The sequence below is a fragment of the Bradyrhizobium sp. SRL28 genome, from assembly GCF_018596315.1.
Lineage (GTDB): Bacteria > Pseudomonadota > Alphaproteobacteria > Rhizobiales > Xanthobacteraceae > Bradyrhizobium.
Genome location: NZ_JAHEAG010000025.1, coordinates 61,408 through 75,743, shown reverse-complemented (window position 1 = coordinate 75,743; position 14,336 = coordinate 61,408). Strand labels below are relative to the sequence as shown.

Sequence of the window (14,336 nt, the reverse complement as noted above, 5' to 3'; positions counted from 1 at the left end):
CGAGACCGCCACGAACAGCTATTACGCTGCCATCTTCGCGAAATATCCAGCAATCCTCCAAGAACGACCGATTGGTAGCTGTTCAAAATTGGCGATCGCTTGTCGACGGTAACATTCAGTTTGCCATTCGGTACTTTTTAATTCCGGAATGAAATTCTCAGCACAGAACTACGGCGATCGCAGCAAGACCATCGAGAGTATCGGCGGGCGCGTGTCCGCTTCGGGTCACGAGCGCAATATCCTAACTGATCGTAAGATTTCCGCTTGGCCGTCAAGAGCGGACATCTGCGCCCTTCATGAGCATGCGTCCTAGAAGAATTCACCGAGGAACGCCGCCGCTTCATCCGAAATGCCGACGATCTTGTTCGTCGCCTGACGATAGAACTTGAAATTGAGCTCGGTCTCGGGCTGGCCGTCACCCCAGTCGGTGAAGTGCTTGAGTTCGCTCCGCCCCAGCGGGCGCTTTGCGAGGGCGGCGCGTCTGACGGTGACGCTCACACGCGGGGTTTGCCTGATGACGCCGCGCTTCCTGGCGATCGCTTCGACCGAAACAACAACGCCGCGCGCGAAAAGGCCGTGCCCGCCCTCGTTCTCGCTCGCGAACACGAAGACTGTGTCGCCTTCGGCGATATACTTGCCACCATACATGGTCTTTTGCGCTGACAACGCGAACGTCTTCGGCCGCAGATCGGAAATCTCGGCCTTGATCGCGAACGCCATGCTCGTCGTGCCAATGCTAAGCCGACACCGGAAACCTCACCGCCTCCAGCGCGGTCTTGCCGCGGATCATGTCGGAAGCCTTGTCGGCGATCATCAGCGTCGAGGCGTTGAGATTGGCCGAGATCATCCGCGGCATGATCGAGGCGTCGACGACGCGCAGGCCCTGCAGCCCGTGCACGCGCAACTGATCGTCGACTACGGACCATTTGGCATCCGCCGGTCCCATGCGGCAGGTGCAGCCGGGATGGAACGTGGTGGTGCCGCGCTCGGTGGCGGCGGCCAAAAATTCGTCGTCGCTCTGCACCTTGGGCCCGGGGAAATCCTCATAGGCATAATACGGCGCGAGCGGCGCTGACGCGAGCAGCCGGCGTGCCAGCTTCATGCCGGCGACGACGACGCGGCGGTCGATCTCCTCGACCAGATAATTGGTCTGGATGATCGGGGGCGCAAACGGATCGGCGGAGCGGATGCGGACATAACCGCGGCTCTCGGGCCGCTGCTGCCATGAGGCGACCGTCATGCCCGGCTCATCCTCAAGCTGGCCCTGCACACCTTCCTTGTAGCTCGCGGGCGTGAAGGTGAGCTGCAAATCGGAGCTTTCGGTGGTCTCGCCGGAGTGCCAGAAGCAATAGACCATGGTCGGCGACAGCGAGAGCAGGCCGCGCCGCGTCGTGGCCCATTTCAGCGCCTCGACCCACAGGCTCACGCCCCGCCGCAGCTCATTGATGGTCCGGATGTTCTTGACGCGCGCGACCGAACGCGGCGCGTAATGATCCTGCAGGCCCTCGCCGACGCCCGGCAGCGCGTGACGGACCTCGATGCCATGCGATTGCAGCAATTCCGGCGAACCGACGCCGGACAATTGCAGCACCTGCGGCGAGTTGTAAGTGCCGCCGGAAAGAATGACTTCCTTGCTGGCGCGCACCTCGACAGGGGTGCCGCCCTTGCCGCCCCGGAGATAGCGCACGCCGACCGCGCGCTTGCCCTCGAAGATGAGGTTGGTGACATGCGCGTGCGTGCGCACATCGACATTGCCCCGCTTGCGCGCCGGATGCAGGAACGCCTTCGCGGCGCTCATGCGCAGGCCGTTCTCGATGGTGCGCTGGCAATAGGACACGCCCTCCTGGATCGCGCCGTTGTAGTCGGGGTTGCGCGGAATGCCGAGGCTCATGGCGCCTTCCATGAAGGCCTCGCAGAGCGGATCGTTCCAATCCATGGTGGTGACGGTGAGACTGCCGTCGCGCCCGCGATAGGTCTCGTCGCCCTCCCCGACCCGCCGCTCCAGCCGCTTGAAATAGGGCAGTATGTCCGGATAACCCCAGCCACGATTGCCGAGTTGCGCCCAGGTGTCGAAATCCTGGCGCTGACCGCGGTTGTAGATATGGCCGTTGATCGAGGACGAGCCGCCCAGCGTCTTGCCGCGCGGCGCATAGATGCTGCGCCCGCCGGTCCATGGGCCCGGCTCTTGGCTGTAGCCCCAGTTGACGCTCTTCATGTGGAACGTCTTGATGAAGCCGGCCGGCAGATGGATGTAGGGATGCCAGTCCGTCGGCCCCGCTTCTAGCACACAGACCCGGCTCGCGGAATCTTCGCCAAGCCGGTTGGCGAGCACGCTGCCTGCGGAGCCCGCGCCGATAATCACGTAATCGAACGTTTCCATTGTCTCGCTTCTGGCGCGGCTTGGTTACCGCGGCTTTTCGTTGAGTTGATAGGTGAGATGCGCCTTCACCGTCGGCCATTCGCTGGCGATGATGCTGTAAACCACGGTGTCGCGCAACGTGCCGTTCGGCGCGATCTGGTGGCTTCTCAGGATACCGTCCTGCTTGGCGCCCAGACGCTCGATGCCGCGGCGGCTCTGGTGATTGAAGAAATGCGTGCGGAACTCCACCGCAATGCAGTTGAGCTGCTCGAAGGCGTGCGCCAGCAGCAGCAATTTGCACTGCGTATTGAGCGCGCTGCGCTGCACACGCTTGGCGTACCAGGTGGACCCGATCTCGACGCGGCGGTTGCCGGCATCGACATTCATATAGGTCGTCATGCCCGCGACCTTGCCTTCGGCGTCGTACACTGTGAAGGGCAGCATCGATCCGGCCGCGAACAGGCCGAGCCGGCGGTCGATTTCCTTGCGCATGTCTTCGGCGGTCGGGATGAAGGTGTACCAGAGCTTCCATAGCTCGCCGTCGCTCACGGCTTCCACGAGTCCGTCGATATGATCGTGCGACAAGGGCTCAAGCCGCGCGTATTCGCCGCGAAGAGTAACCGGTTTAAGAAAGGCCATTCAAAACTCCCCTGCTCCATCGTCATTGCCTGCGACAAACGCGAAGCGTTTGCGCAAGGGAGCGAAGCGACGAAGCAATCCATCTATCCGCTCGTGGCGACATGGATTGCTTCGCTTCGCTCGCAATGACGTGGATGGTTATCGTATTCCGTTCACTTGTTCAAAAAATTCAGCGCCAGCCCCGGCCGCGGCCAGTCCATCGCGATCAGTTCGCCCTTGCCCGACAGCGTAATGTACGCCGTCTTCAGCTCAGGCCCGCCGAAGGCGATGTTGGTGGTGACGCGATCGCCGGTCGGGACCTGCTCGACCAGCGTACCATCGGGCGCGATCACCGAGATGCAGCCCGACACCAGCGTCGCCACGCAGACATTGCCGCCCGCCTCCACCGCCATTGAATCGAACATCTGGTAGCCGCCGAGTCCCGCGATCGGCTTGCCGCGCTCGCCGCGATAGATCACGTCGCGCGGCTTGATGGTGCCGGGCTCGGCGATTTCATAGGCCCACAGCCGCGCTGTCGGCGTCTCCGCGATGTAGACCGTCTTCTCGTCTGGCGACAGGCCGATGCCGTTGGCGGGCAGCACACCGTGCACGGCCTCGACGATCTCCTTCATGCCGGGCTTGAGATAATAGAACGCACCGACATCCATCTCGCGGGCGCGACGCTTGCCGAGATCGGAGAACCAGAGCCCGCCATGCCTGTCGAACACCAGGTCATTCGGCCCGCGCAGGGCGTGCTCGCCGCATTTGTCGACGACGGTCTCGACCTTGCCGCTCTGCAGATCAATCCGCTGGATCGAGCCGCCCTGATAATCCTCAGCCTGCGGTCCCGGCATGATCATCTTGCCCGTGGGAATCCAGCTGAAGCCGCCATTGTTGCAGATGTACATCTTGCCGTCGGGGCCCAGCGCCGCGCCATTGGGACCGCCGGGAATCTGCGCGACCACCTCTTTCCGCCCGTCGGGATAAACCCGCGTCAGCCTTTTCCCGCGGATTTCGACCAGCACCACCGAGCCGTCGGGCATGACCACCGGGCCTTCCGGAAACTCAAGATCGGTAGCGAGAACGCGGATATCGGCCATGAAAAATCCTCCCGGCTCTTTTCGGCTGCAGGCGGATTTTTGGTTCGACCCCGCACGCGCAACAATTCGTTGCGCTTGTTATGGCAAAGTCGACATCGCTTGCCAAGCAACGGCGGGCAATCCCGCGGCGCAGGGCAGCATTGCGGTGATGCTATTCCCTCACCGGCACCCAGATCTCCAGCCCGCCATTGCCGGTGGCCGGATCGAATTTTTCGTCGTAGCGCTCGAAGCTCGGTGCATCAGCCGCCTTCATGCCTGATATCGGCAGCCAGTGATTCCAGATCGTGTTGACGGTGCGGCGGATGGTCGAGATGTGCTCGGCGTGGGTGAAGACGGCGTATTTCTGTTCGGGAATCCGCACGCGCGCGAACTCGCGTGGCAGGTCGGAGAAGTCGGCGACCTCGACGCCGGCGATGTAGTCGAAATTGCCGGCATCGTCGCCGTTGCAGCAGACGCCATAGGCGACCTTGCCGATCCGTGCGGGGATGCCGTCGACCTTCTGGTGAAACTGCTGCCACTGGTTCGGAATACCGGCGCCGCCGTTTTCATGGGTGCACCGTTCGGCGATGCCGGCGACGAGCAGCGGCCTGGAGGTTTCGAAGCGTGGGGCTTTGAGATTGTCGAGCAGGGTTGAATCCATGACGATGGGCTCCTGAAGCTTGAGACGATCGAGGCACGTTGCGGCGCGAACCATCTCCGGCGTGACGCCGAAATGGTCGCGGAACGCGCGGGTGAAAGCTTCGTGAGAGCTGTAGTCCGCATCCAGCGCGAGGCTCAGAATATCGGGCGCGCCGGCCGCGAGCGCCTGCGCGGCCTTGCTGAGCCTTCGGGCACGCACATAGCGCATGACCGAAAACCCGGTGGCCGCGGCAAACGCCCGCACCAGATGGAAGCGCGAGACGCCGGCAACGCCGGCGACGTCATCCAGCGTCAATGGCTCGGCGAGATGGCTTTCGATGTACCAGAGCGCTTTCTGGGCCGGATTCATGACTGACAGCTTTCGTGCGAAGCGATCCGATTATGATCGCTTGCTTCGCGTTTCATTTGACAATCCTTGCTCTCCGTTTCTGCCGCTGACAATGTATCGGAGCGCGATGGGAGGGAACCATGCTGATCACCAATGTCTGGGCGCATCACATCCGCATCCCCTATGACGCCGGGGTGGCGAGCTTCAAGCAGGGCGCTTCCGCCATATCCGCGCTGGAGATCGTCATGGTCGAGGTTTCCACCGATGCCGGCATCACGGGCTGGGGCGATGCCTTTGCGTATGTCTGCCCGCGAACCACGTACACTGCCATCGAGGAAATGATCGCGCCGCAGGCGCAGGGCCTCGAGGTTCCGGACGCGGCTGATATTCCCGCCTTCATGGAACAGATCCAGCGCAACCTGCATCTGTTCGGCCGCTATGGCATCACCATGTTCGCGATATCGGCGCTCGATATCGCGCTGTGGGATCTTGCCGCCAAAGCGAAGGGCGTGCCGTTGCATCGACTGATCGGTGAGGCCAGGCGCACGCGGATTCCCGCCTATGCGAGCCTGCTGCGGATCGGCAAACCCGAATTGATCGCGAGCGAATGCGAGACCGCGCTGCGCCGAGGTTACAAGGCGATCAAATTGCATGAGACCACAACACCTGCGGTATTTGCCGCGCGGCAGGCGATCGGTCCCGGCATTCCGTTGATGGTCGACATGAACTGTCCGCTGAATGGCGAGGCCGCGATTGCGTTTGCGCATTCCTGCCGCGATGCCGCGCCGATGTTCATCGAGGAACCGGTCTGGCCGCCGGAGGATTTTGCAACGCTCGCCGAAGTGCGCGCCAAAGGCGGGCTGAACATTGCGGCCGGCGAGAACGCCTGCACGGTTCATCAGTTCAGGCAGATGATGGGTGCCGGCGCGGTAAGCCACGCCCAACCCTCCGTCATCAAGGTTGGCGGCATCACCGAATATCTCAGGGTTGTCGCATTGGCCGATGAGCTCGGCGTCAGGCTGGCGCCGCATTCGCCGTATTTCGGGCCGGGCTTCCTGGCGACGCTGCAGTTGATGTCGCTGCGCGACGACGCAACTTTCGTCGAGGTGTTTTACATGAAGCGCGCCGCATGCCTCTGGCGCGGCCGCATCGACGTCGATGCCAACGGCGATGTCGAAGTCCCCCAAGGGTCCGGGATCGGCTATGAACCGGACACGGCCGTCATGGAGCAATACCGCGTGTCGTGACCGCCGGCGCTACTTCGTGCCATCCTTTGCCGGCGCGGCATCCTTCGCAGCAGGCGCTGCATCCTTCGCCGCGGGTGCTGCGGCCTTCTTCTGCTCCGCCTGCATGTCGCTCACGAGCTTCTGCAAACCGACAACCGCGCCCTTCAGCGCCTCGATCTGGCGGTTGCTGGCGTCGATCTTCTGCTGCTGGTCCGTCGTGAGCTTGCTGATCGTCTTCTGCAGGAAGTCGACATTGCTCTGCAGGCAAGAGGTGCGGCGCTCCATCGTCTTTTCGACGGTGCAGATTTCGATGCCGGGAACGTCCTGCGCGTGAACGGTCGCCGGCCATGAAGCCGTCAGCAGCGCGAAGGCGACGAAGGTGATCCTGGCCATCGGAGCAATCATTCAAATCCTCGTTTCAAAGCGTCAGCCGCACGGGGAACATCCATCACGGCAATTTGCGCGAAGCAGGCTCCCGACCCCCGTGATACCATACTGATACCTCATTCAGGCGTTGTGCTTCACCCCGTTAAAGGTGGATGCATTTTGCCGCGAACCTCAAACGGCCGCGGCAGTGGAGATTGATTGTATGGCAACGCGTGAAAAGCGGCTGGCGCAGTTCGACGGGAACGGGGCTCCGCCGACGGACCAACCGGTGGAAGTTCTTTGCGAGGATCACAGCGGAACCTATCAACTGCCTTTCGCCTGCCGCTGGATCGATGGCCAATGGCGCAATGACAGGACCGGCGGCATGGTCGAGGCCACGGTAGTCGGCTGGAGGTTGCCGCGCGCCCGCCCTGAAAACGTCGCGGACCGAGGCTGACGAGCGGCGCATTGTGCCAGAATGCGACGGGAACGCGCGGGATGTTAACGTTCGGAACGCGGGTGGAACGAACCGCGCCCGAATCACTGATTGAGCGCCGTACTCCCTTGTTCACGGCTAGATGTCGGCCGCCATCGCAGATGGCGTACAACATAGAGCACGACAGCAATCGGCCGCAGCCAGCGACCGAGGACAAGCGTTAATTCCTCCGGGGATGACATGGCGGTCACTTCCAGGGGGTCGGCGGCGGCACCTTGTCGACGGCCGGCGGCACGTCGACGGTCTTGAAATCGGCCGGGCTGACGATCTCGAGATACTCCATGTCTTCCGAGTAGTCGTACAGGTAATGCGTGATGCCGGGCCGTTGGTGGACGACATCGCCGGCCTGCACCAGGGTCGACTTGTCCTCATACATGAAGCGCGCCCAGCCCCTGGTCATGATCACGATCTGGAATTCGCATTCGTGCTTGTGCCAGCCGGTGCCCTCCTCGGGCGGCAGATCGGGGTTGGCCTTGACCAGATGGCAGATCACCTGACCGCCGGTGGCGTCGGCGATGCCGAGATCGCGATACAGGAAGAAGTCGCGCAGACCCCCGCCCTTGAATTCGGTATCGCCGGGTTTGACGTGAGAGAATTTGCTGACGACAGCCTGCTTGTTCATTTGAAGCCTCCACGGTTCGCGTTGGCGAGATCGCGACCGGGCGAAGGCGTCCAAATTTTCGGCAGCGTCGCAGCGTCGCGTTCACGGCTGCATGTTGCTATGCGAAATCCACGCCAGTCGTGTTGCGCTGCGGCGATTGCAGCGGCGCGGCGTATCGAACCGCTTGGCCGCAAGCAGGAATCCGGTTTCGTCGGCTTGCAGAAAATGGCCAACGAAGCGGCCGTCCACCGCTCACGACTGGCATCGGCTTGAGCAAGGCCTGCCCGTTGCCTGAGCCCTTCGAACGGGCAAGGCGGCGCAGGGCCTGCCTAATATTCGACCTCGAGCTCCTCGATGTCGGCGGGCTCCGCCTTGGCGGCTTCGATCCACTCCTGCATCTCGGGCATCGCCATGATGGTACTGGCGTAGGCCGCAAGGGTGGGTTCGAGCTTCACATCATAGGTCATGAAACGTGTGACGACGGGCGCGTACATCGCATCCGCCATGGTGCGCTCGCCGAACAGGAACGGGCCGCCTGACTGGTCGAGGCATTCGCGCCAGATGGTGCAGACCCGGTCGATATCGGCCTGCGCGCGCGACCAGATCTTGAAGCCCGGAAAATGGCCCTTCAGATTGACCGGCAGCGAGGCGCGCAGCGTGGTGAAGCCGGAATGGATTTCGCCGCAGATCGAGCGGCAATGGGCGCGCTGGATACGGTCGGCCGGCAACAGGCCGGCGTCCGGCATGACCTCGTTGAGGTATTCCGCGATCGCCAGCGTATCCCAGATGGTGGCGCCCTCATGGCGCAGGCACGGCACCAGGATCGAGGACGACAGCAGCAGGATTTCCGCCCGCGCCGACGCATCGTCAGGGGCCGTGACGACCTCCTCGAACTCAAGCCCTGAGAACTTCGCCAACAGCCAGCCGCGCAGCGACCAGGACGAGTAATTCTTGCTGGAGATGGTCAGTGTGGTCTTCACCATATGGCCCCTCGAACCCCCAAAACGCCCTTCGCCCAAGCAAGGACGGCCGACCGCGCCGCCGCCCAATGCCTGTGCGTCGGGCATCTGCGGAGCAAGCCACGTGCCAGTTTTAGAGGCGGTCAGCCCGGCTCTGGCGTCGATATTGCATGGCCGCCTAGGACAGGGGCTGATGTGAATGATGTCAATGATGTACCAAGCGTACCAGAACCACATGGACCTGACGTCGCCATGGCGGACCGGGGCTGCGGCGGGGCTGAAATACCTCAATCTGGTGCCGCAGGGCGTCTCCGACAGACTGTTTGGCCGGCTCGCCGCGTCGCTCGAACTGATCTCGCGCTCCTCCCTCACCTATCACCGGCCTGCCTACGGCATCGACCGGGTGTTGGTCGGCAATCAGGAGCTGGAGGTAACCGAGGAAGTCACCTTCGCCACCCCGTTCGGCTCGCTCCTGCACTTCAAGAAGGAGAATGCGCCGGAGCAGCCACGACTGTTGCTGGTGGCGCCGATGTCCGGCCATTTCGCCACCCTGTTGCGCGGCACCGTGAAGACGCTGCTGCAGGATCACGATGTCTACATCACCGACTGGCATAACCCGCGCGACATTCCGCTTCATGCCGGCCGCTTCGGGCTCGAGGATTACACTGATCATCTGATCACCTTCCTCGACAAGATCGGTCCGCGCGCACACATGGTGGCGATCTGCCAGCCATCGGTTTCGGCGCTGGCCGCAGCCGCCGTCATGTCGGAGGACAACCACCCGGCACGCCCGGCGACGCTGACCCTGATGGCCGGACCGATCGACACGCGGATCCAGCCGACCAAGGTCAACGAGTTCGCCAAGAGCAAGCCGATCAACTGGTTCGAAAAAAACCTGATCAACTACGTGCCGGTGCAGTGCAAGGGCGCGTTCCGAAAAGTCTATCCCGGCTTCGTGCAGCTCACCGCCTTCGTGTCGATGAACCTGGAGCGCCATATCAAGCAGCACATCGACCTCGCCAATCACCTGGCGAAGGGCGAGAAAGAGAAGGCGGCGCTCATCAAGACCTTCTACGACGAATATTTCGCCGTGATGGACCTGCCCGCGGAATTCTACATCGAGACCGTGCGCGACGTGTTTCAGGAGCATCTGTTGCCGCAGGGCAAACTGATGCATCGCGGCCGGCCGGTGAACCCGGCCTCGATCCGGCGCATGGGCCTGATGACGGTCGAAGGCGAAAAGGACGACATCTGCTCGATCGGGCAGACGCTGGCTGCGCAAGACCTCTGCACCGGCGTGCGCGCCTATCGCAAGGTGCACCACATGCAGGCCGGTGTCGGCCATTACGGCGTGTTCTCCGGAAAACGCTGGAACAACGAGATCTACCCGCTGCTGCGGGATTTCGTGCACGTGAATGCGTGAGAGCCGTCCGGACTCTGTAGGGCGGATTAGCGAAGCGTAATCCGCCAGACCAAGCGGCGGGTTACGCTTCGCTAACCCGCCCTACGCGACTAGGCTAAGCCTCCTTCGCGCGCTAACATCCTCCCAAGGTCGACCGCTCAAGAGTCGTCCCGGGGAGAAACCATCATGCGTCTTTCAACCAATCTTCGCACCTTCGCGCTCGCTACACTCAGCGCATTCCTGCTTTCAGCCACGGCCTCTGCCGCCGAAGTCCGCGTGATGATCTCCGGCGGACTGACGGCCGCCTACAAGGCGCTGGTGCCCGAATTTGAGCGCAGCACGGGCCACAAGGTGCTGACCGCCTACGGGCCGTCGATGGGCACGACGACCAACGCCATTCCGGTGCGGCTGGAGCGCGGGGAGCCTGCGGACGTCCTGATCATGGTCGGCTATGCACTCGACGATCTCGCCAAGAAGGGAAAGGCGATCGCCGAAAGCAAAGTCGATCTCGTCAAATCGCCGATCGCGGTCGCCGTGAAGTCGGGCACGCCGAAGCCGGACATCTCTACGCCCGATGCGCTCAAGCGCGCCCTTCTGGCGGTAAAGACCGTCGCCTATTCCGACAGCGCCAGCGGCGTCTATGTCTCGACCGAGATGTTCGGCAAGCTCGGCATTGCCGACGAAATGAAGGACAAGGCGCGGAAGATTCCGGCCACGCCGGTCGGCGAGATCGTTGCGCGCGGCGACGCCGAGATCGGCTTCCAGCAGATGAGCGAATTGAAGCCCGTGGAAGGCATCGAGATCATCGGCCCGCTGCCGGATGAGTTGCAGAAGATCACGGTTTTCGCCGCAGGCATCGCCAGCGTCTCGAAGGAGCCCGACGCCGGCAAGGCGCTGATCAAGTTCCTGGCGTCGCCTGCCGCTCGCAGCGAAATCGTCAAGAGCGGCATGGATCCGATTGCGGGAAGTACGACGAACTAGCCGACGCTGCGTTCCCCGGATGCTGCGCAGCGCGCCGCTTCGCGGCGTGGTGCGCTGCTGATCCGGGGTCCATGTCGCCGCGTCTGGGTCCCGGCTCTGCAGTGCACCGCTTCCGGACGATGCATTTGCATCGCCTAGGCTGCACCGCGTCCGGGACACGGGACCGTCACCGATGCATGCCGTGCTGCATGGCGAGCAGCACGATCACCGCGAGCGCCAGCACGACGGTCGTGCTTTTCCAGAACAGAAGCGGATTGCGCTCGATCAGCGGCGTCGATGACGTCGAGAGATAGTTCGCATTGGGATGGCGCAGGTCGAACAGGAATTCCGAAAAACTGTCGTAGCGCTTGTAGGGATTGGGATGCACGGCTTTCTCCAGCGTACCGTCGATCCATTGCGGTACGTCGCGGTCGCCATGTGACGCCGGACGGTAGACCAGCCTGTTGAACTGCGATCGCGTCCGCGCATTCGCGATCTGCCCGCCGTAGGGCAGCTTTCCTGTCAGCATCTGATAGGTGATGACACCGAGCGAGAACAGGTCGGAGCGCGACGTGGCCCGCTCGCCGAGAAAATATTCGGGTGCGGTATATTGCTGGGTGCCGAGAATGTCGTCACGCATGCCTGATGGCTCGGCCTCGACGACACCAGTGATCTTCGTCGACCCGAAATCGATGATCTTCACGGTGCCCGTGCTATCGATCATGATGTTGTCGGGCCTTAGGTCCTGGTGCAGCATCTCCTTGCGGTGGAAGGCGCGCAGCCCCTTGGCGATCTGCTCGACGATGCCGCGCACGGTCTCCAGGTTGGGTTTTGGATTGTCGATCATCCATTGCGTCAGCGTCTGGCCATCGATGTATTCAGTCGCGACATAGAGGAAGTTGCGCTTGCGCTGCAGCAGGCAGGGTTTCAGCACATGCGGGCTGTCGATCCGCCGCGCCACCCACTCCTCCATCATGAACCGCTTGAGGTAAGCCGGATCGTCGCGCAGATCGATCGACGGAATCTTGATGGTGACCACGGCGTCGGTTTCGATGTCGACAGCGAGATAGATGTGGCTCCGGCTGGAGCCGTGCAGTTCGCGGACGATTCGGTATCCGTCGAACACCGCCCGCGCCTCCAGGAGTGGCGGCAGCGGCAATTCGTGCGGCTGCGCGAACACTTCGGCGGCGGCGCCGTCGGGCACCTCATCGACACGGACGATCTGGACGGTGAGATTGTCCTTGCTGCCGGCGTCAAAAGCCTGGTCGACAATCCCCTTCGCGGCTGCGTCGAGATCGGCGCCGCCCTCGTTCACCGCCTTTGCAATGCGACGGGCGCTAAGATGCTCGTAGATTCCGTCGGTCGCGAGCACAAAGACGTCGCCCGGCTCGAGCCGCAGCATCTGGTAGTCGATCTCGACTTGCGGATTTACGCCGAGCGCGCGGCCGAGATAGCTCTGCTCGGACGAAATGACGACGCGGTGGTCGTTAGTCAGTTGCTCCAGCGTGTTGCCGGAGAGACGATAGATGCGGGAATCGCCGATGTGAAAGAGATGCGCCGTGGTCGACTTGATGACGATGGCGGAGAGCGTACAGACGTAACCCCGGTCCTTGTCATAGGCATACTGGCTGCGCGTCTGCGAATGCAGCCAGGAATTGGTCGCCTCCAGCACGCGCTGCGCCGAGGTGCGCACCGACCAGGATTCCGAGGTGCAGTAATAGTCGGTCAAAAACCCCTTGACCGCCGATTCCGCGGCGACCCGGCTGACCTTGCTCGTGCTGATGCCGTCGGCCAGCACGACGGAGATGCCCTTGAGGCTGAGCAGCGGCTCGGCCGGAATCAGGACGCCATGGAAATCCTGGTTGGTTTCCTTAGCTCCCCTATCGGAAAATTGTCCGACCGATATTTTCAGCTCGCGCGGCATTCCCGGCTTTCACGACAATGGGCCTCTCCCCTTGCGAGGAGAGGCCCATCCTCATCTTAAGATCAAGCGGCAATGCGGGAGGACGGCCGCGAAGATGCCGACGCGTTGCGTGACGGGCCGGTCTTGACGTGGGTCGCGTACAGGGTCAGCCCGGTGAAGGCGAGGCCGCCGACGAGGTTGCCGACGACGGTCGGGATCTCGTTCCAGAAGATGTAGTCCCACCAGGTGAACTTGGCGCCGAGCAGGAGACCCGACGGGAACAGGAACATGTTCACGATGGAATGCTCGAAGGTCATGAAGAAGAACAGCATGATCGGCATCCACATCGCGATCACCTTGCCGCTGACATGGGTGGAGATCATCGCGCCGACGACACCGGCCGAGACCATCCAGTTGCAGAGCACACCGCGGATGAACAGCGTCAGCATGCCGGCCGCGCCATGGTTGGCATAGCCGACAGTGCGGCTCTCGCCGATGGTGCCGATCACCTGGCCGACCTTGTCCGGCGCCTGCGAGAAGCCGAAGGTGAAGACGATCGCCATCATCACCGCCACCGTGAAGGCGCCAGCGAAGTTGCCGATGAAGACAAGGCCCCAGTTGCGCAGCACGCCGCCGAGCGTCACGCCCGGACGCTTGTCGATCAGCGCCAGCGGGCACAGCACGAACACGCCGGTGAGCAGGTCGAAGCCGAGCAGGTAGAGCATGCAGAAGCCGACCGGAAACAGCGCGGCGCCGACGATCGGCACGCCGGTCTGCACGTTGATGGTCACCGCAAATGCGGCAGCAAGCGAGAGAATCGCACCGGCCATGTAGGCGCGGATGACCGTATCGCGCGTCGACATGAAGATTTTGGATTCTCCGGCGTCGACCATCTTGGTCACGAATTCCGAAGGCGCGAGATAGGCCATTCCAGTTCCCCTTTCGAGACAACGTTGAAGCGCGCCGGATGCTGCGCAGCCGTGCACTGATTGTGTGAAAATCTTGCCGTCCTCGTGCGCGACGAATCCCGCGCCGTCTTTGAACGGCACAGAACGACGCAGGTCAGGCCCGATCAGAAACGGAGGATGCGCGAGCTATCGTGAAGTGGTCCCGAAGACTGCTCGAAGCGCCTCACGCGAGGCCGCTTGATCCCAACGCCTTCGGCCAACGCTGGCCTTGGCAATCCGAACGGACGGCAGTCGTCATTGACTGAGACAGGATTAAGCAATCGATGTGCCAACCGGAAATCGGGCCGTGGGCTCAAAAAAATCGCGTATTTCTACGTGGTTATGGCCCTATTGCGCCGTGCGTGGAGAGGGGCGGATGCCTTGTATTTGTGCAGTTGCACATATGTTAGCGCCTGCCGCAGCGCCCGCTAA

The 14,336-nt window shown here is 62.4% G+C and carries 14 protein-coding genes; 4 read left to right on the top strand and 10 right to left on the bottom strand.

The window, feature by feature from the left end:
- Positions 1–309: 309 nt before the first annotated feature.
- The 5 genes from KIP88_RS32560 to KIP88_RS32540 form a co-directional block, all read right to left on the bottom strand.
- Positions 310–720: a hypothetical protein gene (locus tag KIP88_RS32560; protein WP_214492246.1), complete on the bottom strand. Its 411-nt coding sequence runs from the start codon at positions 718–720 to the stop codon at positions 310–312.
- A 16-nt stretch (positions 721–736) separates the two neighbouring features.
- A complete protein-coding gene (locus KIP88_RS32555; protein ID WP_214492245.1) occupies positions 737–2,380 on the bottom strand; it encodes a GMC family oxidoreductase in 1,644 nt (547 codons plus the stop codon).
- 24 nt (positions 2,381–2,404) lie between these two features.
- Complete coding sequence (locus tag KIP88_RS32550; RefSeq protein WP_214492244.1) at positions 2,405–2,998, bottom strand: GNAT family N-acetyltransferase; 594 nt, start codon at positions 2,996–2,998, stop codon at positions 2,405–2,407.
- 152 nt (positions 2,999–3,150) lie between these two features.
- Positions 3,151–4,077, bottom strand: coding sequence for an SMP-30/gluconolactonase/LRE family protein (locus KIP88_RS32545; RefSeq protein WP_214492243.1), 927 nt, complete (start codon positions 4,075–4,077; stop codon positions 3,151–3,153).
- A 151-nt stretch (positions 4,078–4,228) separates the two neighbouring features.
- Positions 4,229–5,065, bottom strand: a complete 837-nt coding sequence (locus tag KIP88_RS32540; protein ID WP_214492242.1) for an AraC family transcriptional regulator — start codon at positions 5,063–5,065, stop codon at positions 4,229–4,231.
- A gap of 119 nt (positions 5,066–5,184) precedes the next feature.
- On the opposite strand from KIP88_RS32540, the gene KIP88_RS32535 reads away from it, so the two are divergent.
- Positions 5,185–6,291 carry a mandelate racemase/muconate lactonizing enzyme family protein gene (locus KIP88_RS32535; RefSeq protein WP_214492241.1) on the top strand — a complete coding sequence of 369 codons (1,107 nt, stop codon included), beginning with the start codon at positions 5,185–5,187 and terminating at the stop codon, positions 6,289–6,291.
- A gap of 9 nt (positions 6,292–6,300) precedes the next feature.
- Here the strand turns inward: KIP88_RS32535 and KIP88_RS32530 are convergent, their stop codons facing one another.
- Positions 6,301–6,675: a hypothetical protein gene (locus KIP88_RS32530; RefSeq protein ID WP_374226537.1), complete on the bottom strand. Its 375-nt coding sequence runs from the start codon at positions 6,673–6,675 to the stop codon at positions 6,301–6,303.
- A 184-nt stretch (positions 6,676–6,859) separates the two neighbouring features.
- On the opposite strand from KIP88_RS32530, the gene KIP88_RS32525 reads away from it, so the two are divergent.
- Positions 6,860–7,093: a hypothetical protein gene (locus KIP88_RS32525; RefSeq protein ID WP_214492240.1), complete on the top strand. Its 234-nt coding sequence runs from the start codon at positions 6,860–6,862 to the stop codon at positions 7,091–7,093.
- A gap of 226 nt (positions 7,094–7,319) precedes the next feature.
- Here the strand turns inward: KIP88_RS32525 and KIP88_RS32520 are convergent, their stop codons facing one another.
- The gene (locus KIP88_RS32520; protein ID WP_214492239.1) at positions 7,320–7,754 is read right to left on the bottom strand and encodes a cupin domain-containing protein; all 435 of its coding nucleotides are present in this window, start codon (positions 7,752–7,754) and stop codon (positions 7,320–7,322) included.
- A gap of 308 nt (positions 7,755–8,062) precedes the next feature.
- Positions 8,063–8,716, bottom strand: a complete 654-nt coding sequence (locus tag KIP88_RS32515; protein WP_214492238.1) for a glutathione S-transferase family protein — start codon at positions 8,714–8,716, stop codon at positions 8,063–8,065.
- A gap of 175 nt (positions 8,717–8,891) precedes the next feature.
- On the opposite strand from KIP88_RS32515, the gene KIP88_RS32510 reads away from it, so the two are divergent.
- Entirely contained in the window at positions 8,892–10,115 is a 1,224-nt protein-coding gene (locus KIP88_RS32510) for a polyhydroxyalkanoate depolymerase (protein ID WP_214492237.1), read from the top strand.
- A gap of 165 nt (positions 10,116–10,280) precedes the next feature.
- Positions 10,281–11,075: an extracellular solute-binding protein gene (locus tag KIP88_RS32505; protein WP_214492236.1), complete on the top strand. Its 795-nt coding sequence runs from the start codon at positions 10,281–10,283 to the stop codon at positions 11,073–11,075.
- 166 nt (positions 11,076–11,241) lie between these two features.
- Here KIP88_RS32505 and KIP88_RS32500 read toward each other — a convergent pair whose 3' ends face one another.
- Positions 11,242–12,978, bottom strand: coding sequence for a bifunctional protein-serine/threonine kinase/phosphatase (locus KIP88_RS32500; protein WP_214492235.1), 1,737 nt, complete (start codon positions 12,976–12,978; stop codon positions 11,242–11,244).
- Positions 12,979–13,040: 62 nt separating this feature from the next.
- Positions 13,041–13,886: a formate/nitrite transporter family protein gene (locus KIP88_RS32495; RefSeq protein WP_214492234.1), complete on the bottom strand. Its 846-nt coding sequence runs from the start codon at positions 13,884–13,886 to the stop codon at positions 13,041–13,043.
- Positions 13,887–14,336 lie beyond the last annotated feature (450 nt).